The following is a 19,083-nucleotide window of genomic DNA, read 5'->3' on the forward strand; positions in this document are numbered from 1 at the left end:
TACGAACTCGTACACAGGGGGACAATCACATGAAAATGATTCAGAACATGAAAATCGCATCTAAAATCCGGCTACTCTCCATCAGTTTTTTTATTTTTCTAATTGTCATCGGCACTGCGGGCATCACGCAAATTTACAGTGTGAATGCTAAATTGGAAGAGCTAAACAATTCCAGACTTATTCCAATCGTAGAGCTTGAACAAATCAAGTCCGACATGGAATCTACAAGATCACTGGCAAACTCATATATGGATGCAAGTGATGATACTGAACGGTCAACCATTCAAGAGGAGCTTAAAACATACCAATCTTCTATCAAAAATGGACTATCCCCATTCAGCGACGAAGCTGAGGTGAACAACGTATTCACTCTTTTCGATACATATAGCTCTGCTCTTGAACAGTTTGTGGAACGCTTTAGTTCTGGTAAAGATAACTTGGGCGGCCAGCCTCCAGCCGAACCAGCAGCACAGGCAAATCCGACGGAAAATAAAGGTGATGATTCAGGAACCGGAGAGAATAATCCCAGTGCTCCACAAAATGGCGGTCCTACCGAAATGGCGACATTGGATCAATCTAAAAATGATCTCATCAAATCCATGGATGCCTGGATAGACAAGCACATTCAAGCCGCTCAGCATACTTATGAGGACAGCAAAGTCGTATATAAAACTACTACGGTATCTTTTATCGTCTTATTATTGATCAGCGCCTTAGTCACAGTAGTTTTATCCATCTTTATTACGCGGACCGTAGTAAACCCTGTTGCAAAAGTAACAGCCAAGCTAAAGGAAATTTCGCAAAATAACGGTGACCTAACAGGAAGGATCGACTACGACAGCAAGGATGAGCTGGGAGAACTGAGCAGCAGTTTCGATGCCTTCGTCGCAAAACTTCAAGCTATGATTTCGGAAATAATTACTTCAACGGGAACGATTTATACTTCAAGCGAAATACTTAGTGAGGTTACAGGTAATACAACAGCATCCCTTCAGAGTGTGTCCACTACAATTAGCGAAATTGCAGAAGCAACCATTGAGAACGCAGCCGTTGCAGAAGAGACGACCGCCAGCCTGACCGAGATGGCCAAATTTTCAGAATCCACAGCTGTTGCAAGCAAGAGAACTGCGGATACGAGCAAAAAAGTGAAGGAAGCCGCCCAATCAGGTGCAGCCAGAATTGAAGACATTACGTCATCTATGAACGATATCGACTTTGCCGCCCAATCTGTGTCTGAGACGATCTACCAATTGAACGAATCTTCTAAGACGATAGGTGACATCAGCTCATTAATTTCCGGTATATCCGCTCAGACTAATTTACTCGCTCTCAATGCCGCCATTGAAGCTGCTCGTGCAGGTGAAGCTGGCAGAGGTTTTTCAGTTGTCGCAGACGAAATCAGAAAGCTTGCTGATGAGAGCAATGTGGCGGCACAGGAGATCGCTAGGATGGTGTCAGAAAATCAGAAAAAAACGATAACCGCCGTTACATCAACAAAAGAAGTTACGGACAAGATCCTACTCGGGGTTCAAAAAAGCGCAGAGGCCAACGACAGTATTGTTCATATTCTGGATAGCATCGGGACCATCGTCACTCAAATTGATCAAATTGATTATGATAATGAACAGCAGGCCAACAGCAGCCGGGAAATGGAACAAGCCCTGCAAAATATTGCGGAGTCAACCAACGACATCGCTAGCGGTACAGAGCAGATCAATGCCAGCATTCAGGAGCAGCTGAGTACGATGAACGAAATTGACCATACGGCGGATAGTTTATCACAAATGGCGAAGAAATTAAGAGAAATGACTGGAGGATTTAGAGTCTAGATAAATCTTGCGAAGATAAAATTGTCCTCCTCTTACTTCAGCACAATATGATCTTCCACCATTTTTATAAGTATAGATAGAGCCCTGCGAGGTAATTGGAAAATCACTTTTGAATTGACCGGATATTTTTTTGAATTCCAGAACAAACCCCTCATGATCAGGCATAGACACTGTAACACTTGCTCCGGTTGACACAGATTGGATTTCATTAGGCACTACAAATGAGTGGAGATTTATTCCTCTGCCGGTTGCATTGACGTGAATTTGGAAAATTTCGCCTGCTATTTCTACTTTGGATGAGGTTGAGCGCAAATTCAGCTTATAGATGACTATATCTTCTGCCGCAAAATGAGTGCCTATCGCATTTATTTCGCACTTATCATATTTACCTGATATAGTTGCATGACTGGAAGTAAGTCTGAATTTGGCCAGCCCAGCCTCCAAGTTTTGAATAAATACATGACTGCCTACACCATTCATTGAAAAGGAATGCAGCTTTTTCTTAGGAAGATATACTTCCAGAACCGTTGTATTAATATTGAAGCCAATGCGACTATATTTCCTTCTGCCATCAGCTATTCGGAGTATTCCAGCCTGCAGGTCAACTTGAACAAGCTTCTTATCTGAGAAGCTATTGCTCGTATACTGGATGATTCGGACATCATCCGTCTCACTGGCCAAAATTCGTACTTCTCCAGTCAACCATTCCAGAGAAATCGCCGTCACAGCATCTACTATATGTTGTTCTTTTCGTAGAATCATTAAATTACTATTAAACACCATCATTCATCCACTCCTGCTCGATCATCTGTCCTGTATCCTCCAAGTTCAGCGTGACGCGAAGTAATTTTATCAATCAGTTCATCACTTACAATGTCCGCTCCTAACAGTCTCATCATGTGCTGCAGGAATTTAAGGCGCCGCATTGTCTCACTTCTGCTTCGCTCGAACAAGACAGGATTAATCCATATGTTAACGAGCAGCATAAATACCTCCGCACATTCGGCAGGATATTCTACCGTAAGTGAACCATCCACTTGTCCATCAATCATCAACTTGGCTATAACAGGTGCATCTTTATTTACACCTTCCTTAATTCCAGTCATCACAAATTGCGGATTTTTGATTTGCGTGCTTAAAATATCGTCGATTGAATGTGCCTCAGGATCAGATACAACATGCTCCAAAATAAGGATCAGCTTCTCCCGAGCGCTCGCAGCTTTCGTGTTCTGAATCAACTCATTCAGCATTCTCGCTGTATATTGAAATTGCTTCTTCATCACAGCATCCAAAATATCTTCTTTTGATTTAAAATGGTGATAAATCGCTCCCTTCGACATCCCAAGCTCAGCAATAATATCCTGAATACTTGTTTTCTCGAAGCCTTTTTCCGTGAACAGTTTAGTGGATACAGACATAATTTGTTCTAATGTCAGCTCAGGATATTTATTTCTTGCCATAGAATAAAGCCCTCCTTTATAAATACCGACCGTTGGTATCTATATTAGTTAAATAACTACCTCATGTCAATTTCAGAGCTTCATTTTTTTGATATAGATGTATATCCCGTCTTCTCCACTAATTCCTGACCCTGAGGGGATAATATCCATTCAATCAATTGATCTACATTCGGATTCGGATGATCATCATTTCTTGTAACCGCATAAAACTCTGCAGCCAGTGGATATTCACCGCTACTGATTGTGTTGCGATTTGGCGCTACTCCATCGACCTCAAGCAATCGAATATTCCCGTTCTGAACCATTTCGGTGGCAAAATACAAGAATGAGAATCCAAGCGCATTTTTATAATTCCGATAATCTGCCGTTTGTTCGATAATTCCTCCCATGCCTGAGACGACATCCTTAAGTGGAGGTGACATTAACGTTTTTCCATTCATTACTTTTTGCAGCATCGTCTGACTGCCACTACCTTCTGGACGCTGAAATGGACGGATTTTTTCCTTGTTGCCACCAACTTCGTCCCAATTTGTAATTTTTCCTGAATAGATGTTCTGAATTTGCTCAGTGGTTATCCCTTTAACCGGATTCTCAGCATTCACAAAAAACACGAAGGCCTCGCGTCCGATCGGAGTCAGCTTCAATTCAACGCCCTTTTGTTCTGCCTCTTCAAGCTGTCTGGCGGAAGGCCCCGCAACAAAAATCACATCCACTTTACCTGTCATCAGATTGGTATATGCTTCGGGCGTTGTATTTACCATGACTTCACTGTCGTATGGATCATATCTTTTCCCTGGATACACAGCCTGTGCAAAAGCTGAGTATAACGGATATAATGCTGTCGCTCCATCAAGCCTTGGAAGATCGGCCTCAAGAGATAAATTTGAAGGCTCATCAAGTGCAGCGATTTTTACATTTTTTTGAAAAGGTTCGTATTCACTAACATCAACACCTTGCTCACTTACGGTCGAAATGCTATTATGATACGCTCTATTAATCTCGTAACCAGTAACAATAAGCCCCGCAATAAGCAGCAATACGAGTAAAGACATATTGATGATCCGAGGTCTGAGGGGGATGAATAATCGTACTATAAGATAGAGGATCAATGTGATCGAAATTGTAGCGATAAGTGGGACATAAAACTTGTCACCACCCATTAATGAGACGTATATCATCACAAAAAATCCGAAAAAAACAATGCAAGGAATCAAAGCTATACAGATAAGTAATTTAGGCCACCAGTTTCCGTTCATACCCAAACCTCCAAAATTCATATATCTCTAGTATAAAATTCATTAAAAATATTTGGAAGGCAAAAAAACCGTCCCAATGAATTTGATCATCGGAACGGCTTTTAATTGGGAAAACAATTTCCTTATTAAACCATCACTTTGCAAATATTGTTTGTAAACTCTACAGGGTCCTGAATTGGCAAGCCTTCAATCAAGAGTGCTTGATTGTAGAGCAGGTTGGTGAACAGATCTAGCTTCTCTTTATCGTTCGCATAGGCGTCTTTCAGCGATTGGAACACCTCATGCTGTACGTTGATTTCAAGAACTTTTTCTGCTTTGACTTCCTGGCCGCTAGGCATAGCATTTAACACCTTTTCCATCTCAATCGTTACTTCACCCTCTGTAGAGAGGCATACCGGATGAGATTTCAAGCGTTTAGAAGCTTTTACCTTGACTACTTTGCCAGACAAAAGTGAGCTCAAATGCTCAAACAGTTCTTTATTGTCGTTCTCTTCATTTTTAGCTTCTTCATCTTTTTCGTCCGGCTCAATACCAAGGTCGCCGCTGGATACGTTTTTGAATTCTTTTTCCTTATAATTCAGTATCATTTTGATTGCGAATTCATCGATATCATCAGTGAAGTACAGAATTTCAAAGCCTTTATCTGCGACAAGCTCACATTGAGGAAGTTTTTCCAGACGTTCTACTGATTCACCAGCCGCATAGTAAATATACTTTTGATCCTCTGGCATTCTAGATACGTATTCATCCAGCGATACAAGCTTTTTCTCTTTGGAAGAAGTGAACAGGAGAAGATCCTGAAGCACGTCCTTATTCATTCCGTAATCATTGTATACGCCAAACTTCAATTGACGGCCAAAGGATTCATAGAAATTCTCGTATTTCTCACGATCATCCTTCAGTAAGGATTGAAGCTGACTCTTGATTTTGCTTTGAATATTTTTGGCAATCAGCTTCAATTGACGGTCGTGCTGCAGCAATTCCCGGGAAATGTTCAGCGACAAATCCTCGGAATCCACCATACCTTTAACGAAGCTAAAATAATCTGGCAGCAAATCTCCACACTTGTCCATAATTAACACGCCGTTGGAGTACAGCTCAAGCCCTTTTTCATATTCCTTCGTGTAATAATCAAACGGCGTCTTCTCAGGAATGAACAGAATCGCGTTATATACAACTGCACCGTCGGCTTTAATGTGAATGTGGGAAATCGGTTTATCAAAACCGTAGCGCTTCTCCATGTAGAAGTTGTGGTAGTCCTCATCTGTCAGCTCACTTTTGTTCTTGCGCCAGATTGGAACCATGCTGTTAACGGTTTGCTCTTCTTTGTATTCCTCAAACTCACCTTCAGCGTCCTCTTTAGGACGATGTCCGGTAACATCCATTTTGATAGGGTATCTAATAAAATCAGAATATTTCTTGATGATCGACTTCAAGCGGTATTCTTCCAAATACTCGTCGTAGCTATCATCTTCTGTATTTTCTTTAATGGTCAAAATAATTTCCGTACCTACAGTTTCTTTATCAGCTGGTTCAATACTGTAGCCGTCTGCTCCAGTTGATTCCCATTTATATGCTTCGTCACTGCCCAACGCACGGCTAAGTACGGTAACCTTGTCAGCAACCATAAATGCAGAATAGAAGCCTACACCAAATTGGCCGATAATGTTATGTCCATCTTTCGCTTCGTTTTCGTTCTTGAAGGCAAATGAACCGCTATTCGCGATAATACCCAGATTGTTCTCCAGATCTTCTTTCGTCATCCCGATCCCTGTATCGGTAATAGTCAAAGCACGGTTCTCTTTATCGATGGTCAATTTAATGAAATAGTCATCTTTGTTGAATACCAACCCATCATCGGTCAGAGCCTTGTAGTATATTTTATCGATAGCATCACTTGAATTCGAGATTAGTTCTCTAAGGAAAATTTCCCGCTGTGTGTAGATAGAGTTGATCATCATTTCCAGAAGTCTTTTCGATTCTGCTTTAAATTGTTGTTTAGCCATTACTAATTTAATCTCCTTCCTCTATAGAACGATTTTGTTAGCACTCTCATACAAAGAGTGCTAACTCATAGTTTTATCTTACAAATTCTGTTTTTCGATGTCAACATCTATCTCGAAACCTTAGATCAATCTCTGGCTTGTGATACGCTCTCTTAATGTATTACCGACCTTACTCTTCATCCGTACCACTGTTTCATGAACATCTTTCGCTTCGGTAATCGCTGAGATCACAGCCACGCCATCTGCTCCGGCTTTAATCACTTCAGCGGCACGCTCCTCCGTTATCCCGCCAATACCGACCAGTGGCACATGTATTCCATTCTCACGCAGCTCGCACAAAATCGCAGTCCCTTGTACCTCATGTGCATCGTCCTTGGAATGTGTTGGATAGATAGGGCCAATTCCAAGATAATCAGCTCCCTGTTGCATAGCAAATCTGGCCTCACTTACCGTATGTGCGGACACACCGAGGATGCGGTCACCGATTTTAGCTCGAACTGCTTCAGCATTTTCATCATCCTGTCCGATATGGACTCCATCCGCATCGATTTCCAGAGCCAAATCCACATCATCATTGATGATAAACGGTACTCCTTCCGCTCGACATAACGCTTGAATTTGAAGAGCTAGTCTTAAAAGTTCTGTCCCTTGGAGTGCATCAGCACCCTTTTCACGGAATTGCACAAGAGTTACTCCTCCAGAAAGAGCAGCTTTAACTATCGTAATCGGGTCAGATGCTTTACAATTTACGCTGCCTACGACTAGATACATCTGCAGATAATGTCTGATTTGATCTTGATTCATCGCACAATCTCTAATCTGCGGCGGTACGCCCAATGATTCGTTGGCCCATGTCCTCCACCTATGCCCAAGCTATCTTCTATAGCAAATTGAATGTAGGTTCTGGCCATCTTAATAGATTCTTCCGCTGACATTCCTTTCGCCAGACCAGCAGTAATCGCTGAGGAAAAGGTGCAGCCAGTGCCGTGCGTATGAACAGTGTGTATTCTTGTATGCGCAAATTCAGTAAACGAACGCCCGTCATATACCAGATCAACAACCTCCTCTTGATCCTCAGCAGCATGACCACCCTTAATAACAACCATAGAGGGCCCGAAATCCATAAGATGCCTGGCAGCCTCACGTATATCGGTCATCGAGTTGATCTGAAGTCCAGTCAATACCTCTGCTTCCGGAATGTTCGGTGTTACTATACGAGCTAATGGCAGCAAGCTTGATGTGATTGCCTCTACCGCCTCAGATTGCAGCAGCTTAGCCCCGCCTTTAGCCACCATTACGGGATCAACTACAACCTGTCTCCATCCAAAATGTGAAATGCGATCCGCGACAGCTCTGATAATCTCCGCACTAAATAACATTCCTGTCTTCAATGCATCAAGTCCAAGGTCGCCGCCTATGGCATCGATCTGTTGAACAACCGCATCGACCGTGAGAGGATATACCCCATGAACGCCTAATGTATTTTGCGCAGTGACAGCCGTAATGGCAGACATTCCGAAGACGTCCAGTTCTTGAAAAGTTTTAATATCAGCTTGAATCCCCGCGCCACCGCCGCTATCTGATCCAGCAATCGTTAACGCTCTAGGAACATTCTGATTCTGATTTGCATCCGTCACTTGATTCATTAAAGTCTCTGAAGCTTCTCCTTTCATTATTACACTTCCTCTACTTTTCTAGTAACGAATTCTTTAACAGCCGCATGTCCTTTAAGCGAATGAGGATGCAGCTTAGCCAATTCATCTAGAAAAGCAATCTGAAAGCTTCCCGGTCCAACCTCGGCCGTTCGTTCTGCCGCTCGTGAAGCTGCCGCTCCATAAAACGCTAACCCCGCTGTTCCTGCTTGTAAAATATCGTCCTCTATTGCTGCAAAAGCGCCCAACACCGACGTAAGCAAGCACCCTGTTCCGGTCACCTGAGTGAGAAGTGCATCCCCACCGCTAATGATTCGATAACTATCTCCATCGGTAATGATATCTTCTTTGCCGGTAATTACGATTACTGTTCCTAATTCTCGAGAGACTCGAATAGCCAATTCAATATTCGCTGCAGCATCACTGCCTGATTCTCCAACGTCTACGCCTTTGATTTCACGCGCCTCGCCTACCAAATGTGCAATTTCCGACGCATTTCCGCGCACAAGTGATACCTTTACCTCTCGTAAAATTTTCAGCGCTGAATCCGTTCGAAACTGTGTTGCTCCCGCCCCCACCGGGTCGAGCAGCACTGGTACACCATGCCTATTGGCCGATAAGCCAGCTATGATCATCGCTTCCACTTGCTCGCTAGACAAAGTGCCAATATTCAGCACAACGGCTCCAGCAATTTTGGCCATGTCTGCCACTTCTTCAGGAGCATAAGCCATCACAGGTGAAGCACCTAAAGCATACAATCCATTCGCTGTAAAATTCGTAACCACAACATTCGTTATATTATGAACCAATGGCTTCAGCTTCTGCACCTTAACTAACAAACCAGACAATTCATGATCAGCAATACTCATTCTATTCTTCCTCTCTTTTTTATATATTCATAGTCACAGGAACAGGCCACTCCTCCAGCTTATAAGCCATATCCCAAAACATATATTCAAGCTGGCAGCTCAGCATAAAATGCTCTCTCATCCTGGCAAGCTCCTCATCCGTCGATTTCAAAGCCCATTCATCCAGTCGGTTGCAAAATTTGGACGTCACTCCATCAGCATGGCTGCCATAAAAATGAATCCACTCATAGAATGGATGACGTTCAGTAGGTTTAACCTCGTCTAGCAATCTTTGGCCAATATCCAAATAAGTCCAAGGACAAGGCAGCAGCACCGCCATAATCTCTCCGAGACTTCCTTCATGTGCAACGGTCAGCATATGACGAATATAGTGGTGCGCTGATGGAGATAACGGATAACCCTGAAGCTGCTCATAGCTTACACCTGCCATCCTGCAAAAATTGTTATGCGGATGAATCTCACTGTGCAAAATAAACTGGATCTGCTCGTTAAATACTTCTATTTCCTCTCTAGTACTACTTTTAGAAATCGCTATCCCATAAATTCGCATGTAAGCATTCAAATATTCAAAATCCTGCTTCACATAATGTATGAGCTGCTCCTTTTTCAAATTCCCCTCGGCTATCCCGCGTACAAAAGGATGATCATAAATCGCTTCAAAAATATAGTTTCCTTGCTGACGAAGCTCCTGAGAAAAACTCAATTTCATCCACCTCCACAGTTTTAAGTAATGGGAGGAAGTCCCTGGTTAAGGAGTGTTCCGATACCAAGGTAAAGCAAAAAAAGCCACCCCAGATCGGGAGCGGCTTCATAGTGATCTGCACCATTACATCGGATGCGCAGCGTCATTATTCCGTGCTCCACTTTCCTACGCTAGTGCGAACTAGATCAGGTTCAAAGGGTCCAAGATATACTCTTGTCTCAGCCGCTAACGGCTCCCCTAGTGGACTTCCTATTCATTTATAAATAATGTATCGAGATTTACAGTAGATGTCAAACATGATTCATGTCTCATTACATTGCATTCGTAATAATTTGAATAACCTCTTCTAATTTAGGTCGACGAGGATTCGTTACTGCAGTCGCGTCTTTCATCGCGTTTTTCGCGAGTGTCTCAATATCCTCTTCCTTCGCGCCCATTGCCTTGAATCCGCCCGAAACCCCCAGATCCGAAGACAATCTTACGATCGCATCAATTGCCAGCTCCGCCGCATCACGAGTGCTAAGACCATACGTATTTTCACCAAGAAATTCAGCAATCTCTGCGTAGCGCTTCGTACGTGCAATCAAGTTAAAGCGGCATACATGCGGCAGTAATAGCGCATTACACAATCCATGCGGCAAATTGTAAAAACCGCCAAACTGATGCGCAATAGCATGCACATAGCCGAGGTTCGCGTTATTAAACGCCATTCCGGCAAGAAACTGCGCATATACCATTTGTTCGCGTGCTTCCATATCCTCACCGTTGGCAACAGCACGCGGCAAAAACTCAGGGATAATCTTCATTGCCTGAATCGCGCAAGCATCCGTAATCGGTGTTGCCGCTGTGGACACATAGGATTCAATGGAATGAGTCAAAGCATCGAGACCAGTTGCTGCTGTAAGAAATGGCGGCATTTTGACCATAAGTACCGGATCATTAATGGAAAGCAGAGGAGTTACGTGCTTATCGACAATCGCCATTTTAACCTTGCGCGAAGTATCCGTAATAATCGTAAACCTTGTCATTTCACTCGCAGTTCCTGCTGTAGTGTTGATTGCGACTAACGGAACAATCGGATTTTGCGACTGATCCACACCCTCATAGTCGTGTATTTTCCCTCCGTTGGCCGCAACTAGTGCTATACCTTTAGCAGCATCATGGGCACTTCCCCCACCTAAGGATACGATGGAATCACATTTTGAATCGTTGTATACCTTTAATCCTTCTTCTACATTCTGATCTGTAGGGTTTGGCTGAGCTTTCGGAAAAATCTCTACTTGCAGTCCGGCTTCACGAATAATGGATGCGATTTCCTCGGATAGCCCGAGCTTGTGAAGTCCCTCGTCTGTGACAATAAGCGGTTTCTTACAGCCAATACCGACAAGACGAGGCCCAACCTCTTTTACTTTGCCTTGTCCAAACAAGTTAACCGATGGCATGAAAAATTCGCTGGTATGATTTGTCATGGTGTCCTCCTGAAAATGTACATGATCATGCTGCAAATTGTCTAACCTATTCAAATCAGCATTATTGTGCCCGTAGTAAGTTATTTTACGCACAAGTTTCTAGAGTAAACCTCATCAAACCGTACGTCCGACTGTCTAACAATTTTTTAAACAATATCCATTTGAGGCATGAAAATAAATTCGCTGTATATTTCTTTTTATGCATAAAAATGCTCCCCCTGTAGTAACAGGTTTTTGTTATTTCGCCTGTCTACCGTATGGGGAGCATATCAATTGTGTTCTTCATCCGATGTTTTAGGCAAAATGGGTTTCTCCAGAATAGGCTCATAGCTTGGATCAAAAAAGGCGACAAAAGACAAATCTACGACGGCGTCACCATAAGTTTCACCTTTCTTTAAATTAAACGAAGAAACAAAGATCAGCCTTGGAAGTTTTTCAAGTCGGTCAACCCATTCAATTACATCAGTAACTTTACCATCTACCGTAAGATTTACAACCATTTCCTTTACTCCATTATCAGATGTTCCGTTAGTTTCAGCATTAGTTTGACTGCTTGATTCATCTTGTAGTTCTATTTCTGATTTCTCCTGAAAGCCAATTGACCCGTTCTTAACTGAAACATTTGTTAACTTATTAATCACATCCAATTGAAATATCAACTGCTCTGTATTATCCCAAAGTGGAACTGCGGCTTGAACCACTCTTTCATCAATATTATACTTCTTTGACATCTTTTCATCCAACACGCTCTGTAAGGTTTCAATCTGGGTATTCACTCGATTCTTCTCAGCTTTGAGATCAGACAACTGCTGATGGGAAGGCAAATACACCCAAACATACATAATAATCAATAAAAGAAAAGCGGTACTCGTAATCAAAAGGAGCACTGAGCGATTATGCATGTTTCTCATCTGCAAATTCCCCCTCTTTCTGCCCTTTATCATTCAGATCATTTTTCCATTGAATTTTATACGTTCCAATCCATTTTTTACTCTCATTTACTGTATCGGGTGTAAAAGATTCAAGCTTTACGTCTTTTACAAAAGATATTTTCCTCAGTTCGATCAAAAACTCTGCAATTTCATGAAATTCATGAAAGCTAACTTGTACTTTTAATGAATCCGTTTCCTTTAACAGATAAGTATACTCTATCGATGTTAGGTTTGAGGTTTCAAGCTCCTCACTTATCGGTAGCCGTGAATCAAGCTGCCACCAAACATCTTTTGCAGACATTTTGTTTTTATTGACAAATTCAATAAATTCTGTAGGGTCCGTGTACTCATCCTTACTCAACTCGCTAATCTGAAGCTCTAAACCGGAAGCAGTCTCACTTAAAGCTGCAAGCTCGGATTCGTGATCTTTGATATCACTTTGATTCATCATATATAAGGTTAAAATAACGCCCAGACACATTATCCAGCCCAGCCCAATAACAACAAAAGTTAAAGGTATACTTGTCTTAATTGGTGTTGATTCTGGAAGTAAATTTACACTTTTACTTCCTCGTTCCCTAATAGCCAATCCGAAAGGTACGATATAATCTATTGCATCGAAATCGAATACATCCACCTTGATGTCTGGTTGCTCCGTGCGAAACTCGGATACAAGATTCTCTCGACCTCGCCGTTCGCCGGAAACTACAACCTTGGTAATACGTGATTCGCCATTACGAATGCTATATTGGTAGAAATTCAGGAGTCTCGATAGCTCAGCATTAATACTTCCGACTAATTCGGGAGTAAATTCTTTCTCAACAACCTCCTGATGCGAGTATTCATTAAGCACTCTCATAAAAACAGGTAGATCATTGTGAAAAAGATATACTTCTGTACTTTCTTTATCCAAATGCAGCAGCATCGTATCCTCAAGCGGTTCATTCAAGACTTCTTGAATCGTTCTCGCCAATGCCATGGAAGATAATTCAGCGGTTTTGACTTTAAGCCCAACGTCATTAAGTAATTCATTACACTGTTCTATCCAATTATGACGTGATGCATATACGAGGACCTCCGTCGAATCCTCAGTTGAAGTTGCAGCTAAATAATCATATACCGGATCAGCAAAAGGAAGATGCAGCGTTGTCTCAACTTCGAGATCTACTAATTGATCTAATTCTCGTGCATTAACCGTTCCCACTTGGAGCTTGCGAATAATAATATGTGAGGTTGGCATCGATAAAGTGACTGCCATTCCATAGATTTTCTCACTTTTAACCCATGCTTTTAGCTGTTTCCTTAGCTCATCAGAAAAGTGGAATTTTTCACCATCTGTAACAGCCTCTTCAAATGGAAAAAAACCGTATTTTTCTACTTCCCATTCCTTTTTTTTCTTCACCGTTACATAACGGATTCCACTTGGGTCTATCGTTAAGCCCATATGTCTATTGACAGCCAACATAATCCATCACATCCCGCTAATTGAATATAGAAAGATAAAAACTAATGATTGTAGATCCAAAAGTAAACGATAATAATGACCCTATAAGCAGGAAAGGTCCAAATGGGATCGGTTGTTTAGGCTTGATCAATTTGAATAGCATCAATCCCCCGCCTACCACACTTCCTATTAGACAAGCTATTATAAATGCCGGGATTATATTATAGAGACCCAACACCCAACCAAGTAAACAAAATAGTTTAACATCACCTGATCCCATTCCACCTCGAGTAATTACTACAATAAATAGAAGTACGCCACCACCAGCTATTGCTCCCCAAAAATGAAGCCATATGGATTCCAGTGGATACAACAAGCGTAATACGAGGAAGAAAGGTGTGAACACTAGTAAAATCCGATTAGGAATAAGCATATATTTCAAATCAGAAACCGTAATCATAACAGACAAACTAACTAACAGCAGTCCAGTTAACGTTTCCCAAGAGTTTCCAAAATTAAGGTATATCCACACAAATAACAAACCTGTTGCTAATTCCCCTAATGGGTAAAGCGGTGATACACGAGAGCAGCAATGCCTGCATTTTCCGCGTGATAGCAAATAACTAATAACAGGTATAAGATCGAAAGGCTTCAATCGAGTCTCACAGGATGGACATCTTGAAGGTGGATGTACGATTGATTCTCGTACAGGCACTCGAAGTCCAACTACGTTATAAAAGGATCCCAGGATCAGACCAAGGATGAATAGATAGGATGAAATAAATAGAGTCATTTGTAGGTCACTTTCTTTTGGTAGATAATAGAATGAAATTAATACCAGGGACAAGATAGTAATCTTATCCCTGATAAGAAATCTGATCCCATACTTACTGAGCCATTATTTGGGCCTTGGTAAATTTTACGGTTTTACCGGTTGTTACCATTACTAAGTAATCGCCAGTTTCTTCAGATACATCTATCAATGTAGTCGCAACAACTAATGCTTGTTTATTACTTGGCAAGTAAAGTGGGCTATCCAAAAATTTATCAGTTTGAAGTTTTTCCAATGTCACATCCGCAAGAGTTCCATTTGTCTTATCGGCAGCGTGAAGACGTGCGGCCTCATAAATTTGACGTGCAGTAGCCAAATCAGCCTTTGTTTTTGTATTGTCAATTATATTCCCGATCAACGGAACTGCGATTACTGCAATTACAGCAATAATTACGATAACTGCCAGAAGCTCAATCAATGTAAAACCTTTCTCCTCTTTCTTCAAACGCTTCAATACCATTTGCATATTTATGCCTCCTTGATTATAAAAATACTAACATTCAGACTGCCCCTTTGTGATATTCTCGAAGTTAGTAAAGCAACCTATCCAACGTTGGAATACAATGTGAACATCGGCAACATGATCGCCATCACAATCATTCCAATGATCCCTGCCAAAAACACAATAAGCAGCGGCTCAATCAATGATTTAAGACGATCCACTGTATTATCGACATCCATCTCGTAGAAGTCAGCGACTTTACCGAGCATTTCATCCAACGCTCCCGTCTCTTCCCCAATCGCAATCATCTGCGTCACAAGCGGAGGAAATACCCACGCCTTCTTGAGCGGGTCTGACAGCGGATTTCCTTGACGGAGAGAGTCACTTGATTGGTGAATATAACCACTGATCACTTTGTTGCCTACCACCCCCTCAACTATAGATAGTGATTGCAATACCGGTACTGAACTGGCATATAACGAAGACAAGGTCCTCGTCATTTGGGCGATTGCCCCTTTTTGCATGACCTTACCAAATACAGGTATTCTCAACTTTGCATAATCTATTAGATAACTGCCTCTTTCGCTGCGCTTCATGAACAGAAAAGCTACAACGATGACAAGAACAGAACCCAACCATATATACCATTGATTCGAAATACTTTCACTTAATGACAGTACCATTTTCGTAATTAGCGGCAATTCAGCATCAAATGAGTCGAACATTTCTACAAACTGAGGTACTACACCTTGCAACAAGTAAATAACAGCAGCAATCGACAATAACCCAACTATAATGGGATAAGTCATCGCCGACTTTATTTTCTCCCTTACGATATGGTTCTTCTCAAAGAACATCGCCAATCGATCAAGCGTACCATCCAAATCACCGGACTCCTCGCCTGAACGAATCATACTAATAAACAACGGGGGAAATATTTTTTTGTGTTCCTGAGCAGCCTGCGAAAAGGATAATCCTCGTATTAATGCTGAACTAACTTCAGCTAAAGCCTTTTTAAGTGGTTTACTCTCCGTTTGCTGAGCTAGTATCATCGTTGCTTCTACCATCGGAACTCCCGCACGCATCAATGTCGCAAATTGACGACAGAAGATTACAAAGTGAATACTTTTTACAGGGTTACCGATATAAATATCTGTTGTAAGTACAGTTTTACGAATTTCCTCTACAGACAGCACCGTTAATCCTCGCTTGCGAAGCTCCTCTACTGCAGAGGATTTGTCCGTCGCCGTGAATTTCCCCTTAAGATGTTTACCTGAATTGCTCTTCACATGGTACATATACTGAGGCATTATTAGAGCCTCCTTCCACCATATATGTCTTAGCTACCGAGTGATGTATTCGTCCCGACTGAATCATCTCCTTGATGGACATCTCCAACGTGCGCATCCCTAAATGAAAACTGGTTTGCATCACACTCTTGATCTGATGATTTTTCTCTGAGCGAATCAAATGACCAACGGCTGGTGTGTTAACTAGAATTTCAGTTGCACAGCCCCTTCCGCTTCCATCAACGGTCGGTAATAATCGCTGGGAGATGACCGCAACGAGAACTGAAGACAATTGCATTCGGATTTGACCCTGCTGATGACCGGGAAAAGCGTCAATAATTCGGTCAATCGTTTGCACGGCGTCACTTGTGTGCAAAGTAGCTAATACGAGATGCCCCGTTTCAGCAGCTGTAATAGCCGCTGAAACGGTCTCTAAATCACGCATTTCTCCGACAAAAATAACATCAGGGTCCTGTCTTAATACCGACCTGAGACCACTTTCGAAAGTCTGAGTATCCCTGCCTACTTCCCGCTGATTAATCATTGAATTCTTATTTGTATGAATGTACTCGATAGGATCCTCAAGTGTAACAATATGCTTGGACTGATTTCGATTAATAAAATCAATCAAAGCAGCAACTGTTGATGATTTTCCACTGCCTGTCGGACCCGTTACAAGAATAAGACCCTGATTCTTATCAGCAAACGAGGCAACAACTGAAGGAAGCTTTAATTCCATCAAAGAAGGTACGCTAAGTGCAATTCTCCTCACTGCAGCACTAACATATTTTCTTTGCCTGTATACATTAATTCGAAATCGGGAAACACCTGGTAATTCATACAGAAAATCAATCTCGCCTATTGAGTGAAACAACCCCTTTTGTTCTTCATCAAGCAAGCTTAAAGCCATACTCTCTGAAGCTTCTATTGAGATCGGTGACTCGCCAATCGCAACCAGTGAGCCATTAATTCTCATCATCGGAGGTGTCCCAACGGATAAATGCAAGTCAGATGCTTGTCTCTTATGTGCCTGATTTAACAAATCAAGCATCATTATTTTCCCATCCATATAATCCCCCTGCCATTATGTTGCAACAGTTTCCCTAAGTACTTCCTGCAATGTTGTAATTCCCTGAATAACCTTATCTATGCCATCATCCATCAATTGAATCATCCCTTGCTTGGCAGCCGCTTCACGGAGCTCATTCAATGAAGCCGATGAATTAATAAGCTCTCTTATTTCATTATTAATAAAAAGAACCTCATGAATGGCTACTCGTCCCCGGTATCCCGTCCTGTTACAGCTGCCGCAGCCCTTACCCCGATATAAAACCTCAGGATGCGCTCCACGACTTTTTAAGAAGACAGCTTCCTGACCAGTTGGAGCAACCTGCTGCTTACAATCGTTGCACACTCTTCTAACTAGACGCTGCGCAACGACCCCAATCAATGATGAAGCAATTAGATACGATTCAACTCCCATATCGCGAAAACGTATAATGGAGCTGATCGAATCATTAGTATGCAACGTGGATAATACGAGATGACCCGTTAATGATGCGCGGATCGCTATTTCTGCAGTTTCACTGTCACGAATTTCACCGACCATCACGATATTTGGATCTTGCCGCAAAATGGAACGAAGCCCTGCTGCAAAGGTCATTCCGATGTTAGGGTTAACCTGAACCTGATTTATTCCTTCCAGCTGATATTCAACAGGGTCCTCTACCGTAATAATATTTCTTTCTTCATCATTAAGGTGACTAAGGGCAGAATATAGCGTCGTCGACTTACCGCTACCTGTTGGACCAGTAATGAGTAAAATCCCGTAAGGTCGTTCAATCATTTCTTTGAACATTTCAAGGTTATGATTATTAAAACCTAGATGACTAATAGCTTTAAGGCCTGTACTCAAATCGAGCAGCCGCATTACAATCTTCTCTCCATGCACCGTAGGCAACGAAGATACGCGAATATCCACGACTTTAAAATCAGCCTGAAACTTCATTCTTCCATCCTGAGGAAGTCTGCGTTCGGCTATATTAAGTTGGGACATGATTTTGAGTCTGGCAATTATGTATCCTTGCATTTGCTTTGGAATAGTTCTTTCTTTACGCAGCACACCATCAATCCGGTAACGAATGGTGACTCCATTTTCACCCGGATCCACATGGATATCTGACGCACGCAGCTGTATAGCCTGTTCAATCATTTGATTTACAAGTCGTACTACCGGCGCATCTTCATCCGTAATTTCAAGCTCACCGATTTCTTCCGGTGTGGATAGATCAACCATCATTTTGCTCATTGAATCTTGAAGCCCATAGAAACGCGCCAATGCGCGCTGTAATTCATCCTTGCTTGAAATAGCCGGTTCAATTCGAAAACCAGTACTCATTCTCAATTCTTCAATAGCAAAATAATCCAGCGGGTCCGTCATGGCTACCATAAGTCTATCGCCATCTTTGTAGAACGGAATGACTTGATAACGTCTGGCTATACTTTCAGGGATAATCTGCGCTATAGCCGGATCAATCTGATACTTAAATAAACTTACGTGAGGAATCCCTAGCTGAAATTCCAATACTTCTATTAGCTGCTGCTCAGTTATGTAACCTTGCGTAATGAGCAGATCTCCAAGTTTCTGCTTACTCTTTCTTTGCTCCCGCAATGCCTCCTGAAGCTGATCTTCCGAGATGATAGCGCTTTCTACAAGCAAATCACCTAATCTTTTTTTTATAGCAACCATATTTAACCCCCATTTTCGTTAAAATCAAGTTCAAGAGAGAGGTTGCAAACTCTTAAAATAAATAGGTACTTATACCCAAACCAGCTTCCTTTTCATATTCAGGTAATGTTTCATCAAAACTATTGCAACTAAAGTCGCACTAACATACACT

Annotated in this window: 17 protein-coding genes and 1 riboswitch; of the genes, 1 reads left to right on the top strand and 16 read right to left on the bottom strand. The window is 41.9% G+C overall.

Annotation, left to right across the window (positions count from 1 at the left end; all coding sequences use genetic code 11):
• The first annotated feature begins 29 nt into the window (after positions 1 to 29).
• Positions 30 to 1,829, top strand: a complete 1,800-nt coding sequence (locus tag BLS49_RS08390; RefSeq protein ID WP_091228335.1) for a methyl-accepting chemotaxis protein — start codon at positions 30 to 32, stop codon at positions 1,827 to 1,829.
• On the opposite strand, the gene BLS49_RS08395 is transcribed toward BLS49_RS08390, so the two are convergent.
• The 16 genes from BLS49_RS08395 to BLS49_RS08470 all read right to left on the bottom strand — a co-directional run bounded on the left by BLS49_RS08395 (position 1,797) and on the right by BLS49_RS08470 (position 18,932).
• A complete protein-coding gene (locus BLS49_RS08395; RefSeq protein ID WP_091228337.1) occupies positions 1,797 to 2,615 on the bottom strand; it encodes a DUF4097 family beta strand repeat-containing protein in 819 nt (272 codons plus the stop codon). The genes BLS49_RS08390 and BLS49_RS08395 overlap by 33 nt on opposite strands.
• Complete coding sequence (locus BLS49_RS08400) at positions 2,612 to 3,289, bottom strand: TetR/AcrR family transcriptional regulator (RefSeq protein WP_091228339.1); 678 nt, start codon at positions 3,287 to 3,289, stop codon at positions 2,612 to 2,614. The genes BLS49_RS08395 and BLS49_RS08400 overlap by 4 nt, the downstream gene beginning before the upstream one ends.
• Positions 3,290 to 3,369: 80 nt before the next feature.
• Positions 3,370 to 4,545 carry a PstS family phosphate ABC transporter substrate-binding protein gene (locus tag BLS49_RS08405; protein WP_091228341.1) on the bottom strand — a complete coding sequence of 392 codons (1,176 nt, stop codon included), beginning with the start codon at positions 4,543 to 4,545 and terminating at the stop codon, positions 3,370 to 3,372.
• 125 nt (positions 4,546 to 4,670) lie between these two features.
• Positions 4,671 to 6,551 carry a molecular chaperone HtpG gene (htpG, locus tag BLS49_RS08410; RefSeq protein ID WP_091228343.1) on the bottom strand — a complete coding sequence of 627 codons (1,881 nt, stop codon included), beginning with the start codon at positions 6,549 to 6,551 and terminating at the stop codon, positions 4,671 to 4,673.
• Between the two features lie 120 nt (positions 6,552 to 6,671).
• Entirely contained in the window at positions 6,672 to 7,355 is a 684-nt protein-coding gene (thiE, locus tag BLS49_RS08415; RefSeq protein ID WP_091228346.1) for a thiamine phosphate synthase, read from the bottom strand.
• The gene (thiD, locus tag BLS49_RS08420; RefSeq protein ID WP_091228485.1) at positions 7,352 to 8,197 is read right to left on the bottom strand and encodes a bifunctional hydroxymethylpyrimidine kinase/phosphomethylpyrimidine kinase; all 846 of its coding nucleotides are present in this window, start codon (positions 8,195 to 8,197) and stop codon (positions 7,352 to 7,354) included. The genes thiE and thiD overlap by 4 nt, the downstream gene beginning before the upstream one ends.
• Before the next feature lie 29 nt (positions 8,198 to 8,226).
• Positions 8,227 to 9,072, bottom strand: coding sequence for a hydroxyethylthiazole kinase (thiM, locus tag BLS49_RS08425; protein ID WP_091228348.1), 846 nt, complete (start codon positions 9,070 to 9,072; stop codon positions 8,227 to 8,229).
• A 19-nt stretch (positions 9,073 to 9,091) separates the two neighbouring features.
• Complete coding sequence (gene tenA / locus BLS49_RS08430; protein WP_091228350.1) at positions 9,092 to 9,775, bottom strand: thiaminase II; 684 nt, start codon at positions 9,773 to 9,775, stop codon at positions 9,092 to 9,094.
• A 145-nt stretch (positions 9,776 to 9,920) separates the two neighbouring features.
• Positions 9,921 to 10,024, bottom strand: a riboswitch (TPP riboswitch).
• 62 nt (positions 10,025 to 10,086) lie between these two features.
• Positions 10,087 to 11,244 (bottom strand): iron-containing alcohol dehydrogenase, encoded by a 1,158-nt coding sequence (locus tag BLS49_RS08435; protein ID WP_091228352.1) that lies wholly within the window; start codon positions 11,242 to 11,244, stop codon positions 10,087 to 10,089.
• Positions 11,245 to 11,513: 269 nt separating this feature from the next.
• Positions 11,514 to 12,155: a hypothetical protein gene (locus BLS49_RS08440; RefSeq protein ID WP_091228353.1), complete on the bottom strand. Its 642-nt coding sequence runs from the start codon at positions 12,153 to 12,155 to the stop codon at positions 11,514 to 11,516.
• A complete protein-coding gene (gene pilM, locus BLS49_RS08445; RefSeq protein WP_091228354.1) occupies positions 12,139 to 13,641 on the bottom strand; it encodes a pilus assembly protein PilM in 1,503 nt (500 codons plus the stop codon). Before pilM ends, BLS49_RS08440 begins: the two co-directional genes overlap by 17 nt.
• A gap of 16 nt (positions 13,642 to 13,657) precedes the next feature.
• A complete protein-coding gene (locus tag BLS49_RS08450; RefSeq protein WP_091228356.1) occupies positions 13,658 to 14,413 on the bottom strand; it encodes a prepilin peptidase in 756 nt (251 codons plus the stop codon).
• A 94-nt stretch (positions 14,414 to 14,507) separates the two neighbouring features.
• On the bottom strand, positions 14,508 to 14,918 hold the full coding sequence (locus BLS49_RS08455) for a prepilin-type N-terminal cleavage/methylation domain-containing protein (RefSeq protein ID WP_091228357.1): 411 nt from the start codon (positions 14,916 to 14,918) through the stop codon (positions 14,508 to 14,510).
• Between the two features lie 77 nt (positions 14,919 to 14,995).
• Positions 14,996 to 16,204, bottom strand: coding sequence for a type II secretion system F family protein (locus tag BLS49_RS08460; RefSeq protein WP_091228359.1), 1,209 nt, complete (start codon positions 16,202 to 16,204; stop codon positions 14,996 to 14,998).
• Positions 16,164 to 17,252: a type IV pilus twitching motility protein PilT gene (locus BLS49_RS08465; protein WP_091228362.1), complete on the bottom strand. Its 1,089-nt coding sequence runs from the start codon at positions 17,250 to 17,252 to the stop codon at positions 16,164 to 16,166. Before BLS49_RS08465 ends, BLS49_RS08460 begins: the two co-directional genes overlap by 41 nt.
• A 15-nt stretch (positions 17,253 to 17,267) precedes the next feature.
• Positions 17,268 to 18,932, bottom strand: a complete 1,665-nt coding sequence (locus tag BLS49_RS08470) for a GspE/PulE family protein (RefSeq protein WP_091228366.1) — start codon at positions 18,930 to 18,932, stop codon at positions 17,268 to 17,270.
• Positions 18,933 to 19,083 lie beyond the last annotated feature (151 nt).

This window comes from Fontibacillus panacisegetis (genome assembly GCF_900102215.1).
Classification (GTDB): Bacteria; Bacillota; Bacilli; order Paenibacillales; family Paenibacillaceae; genus Fontibacillus; species Fontibacillus panacisegetis.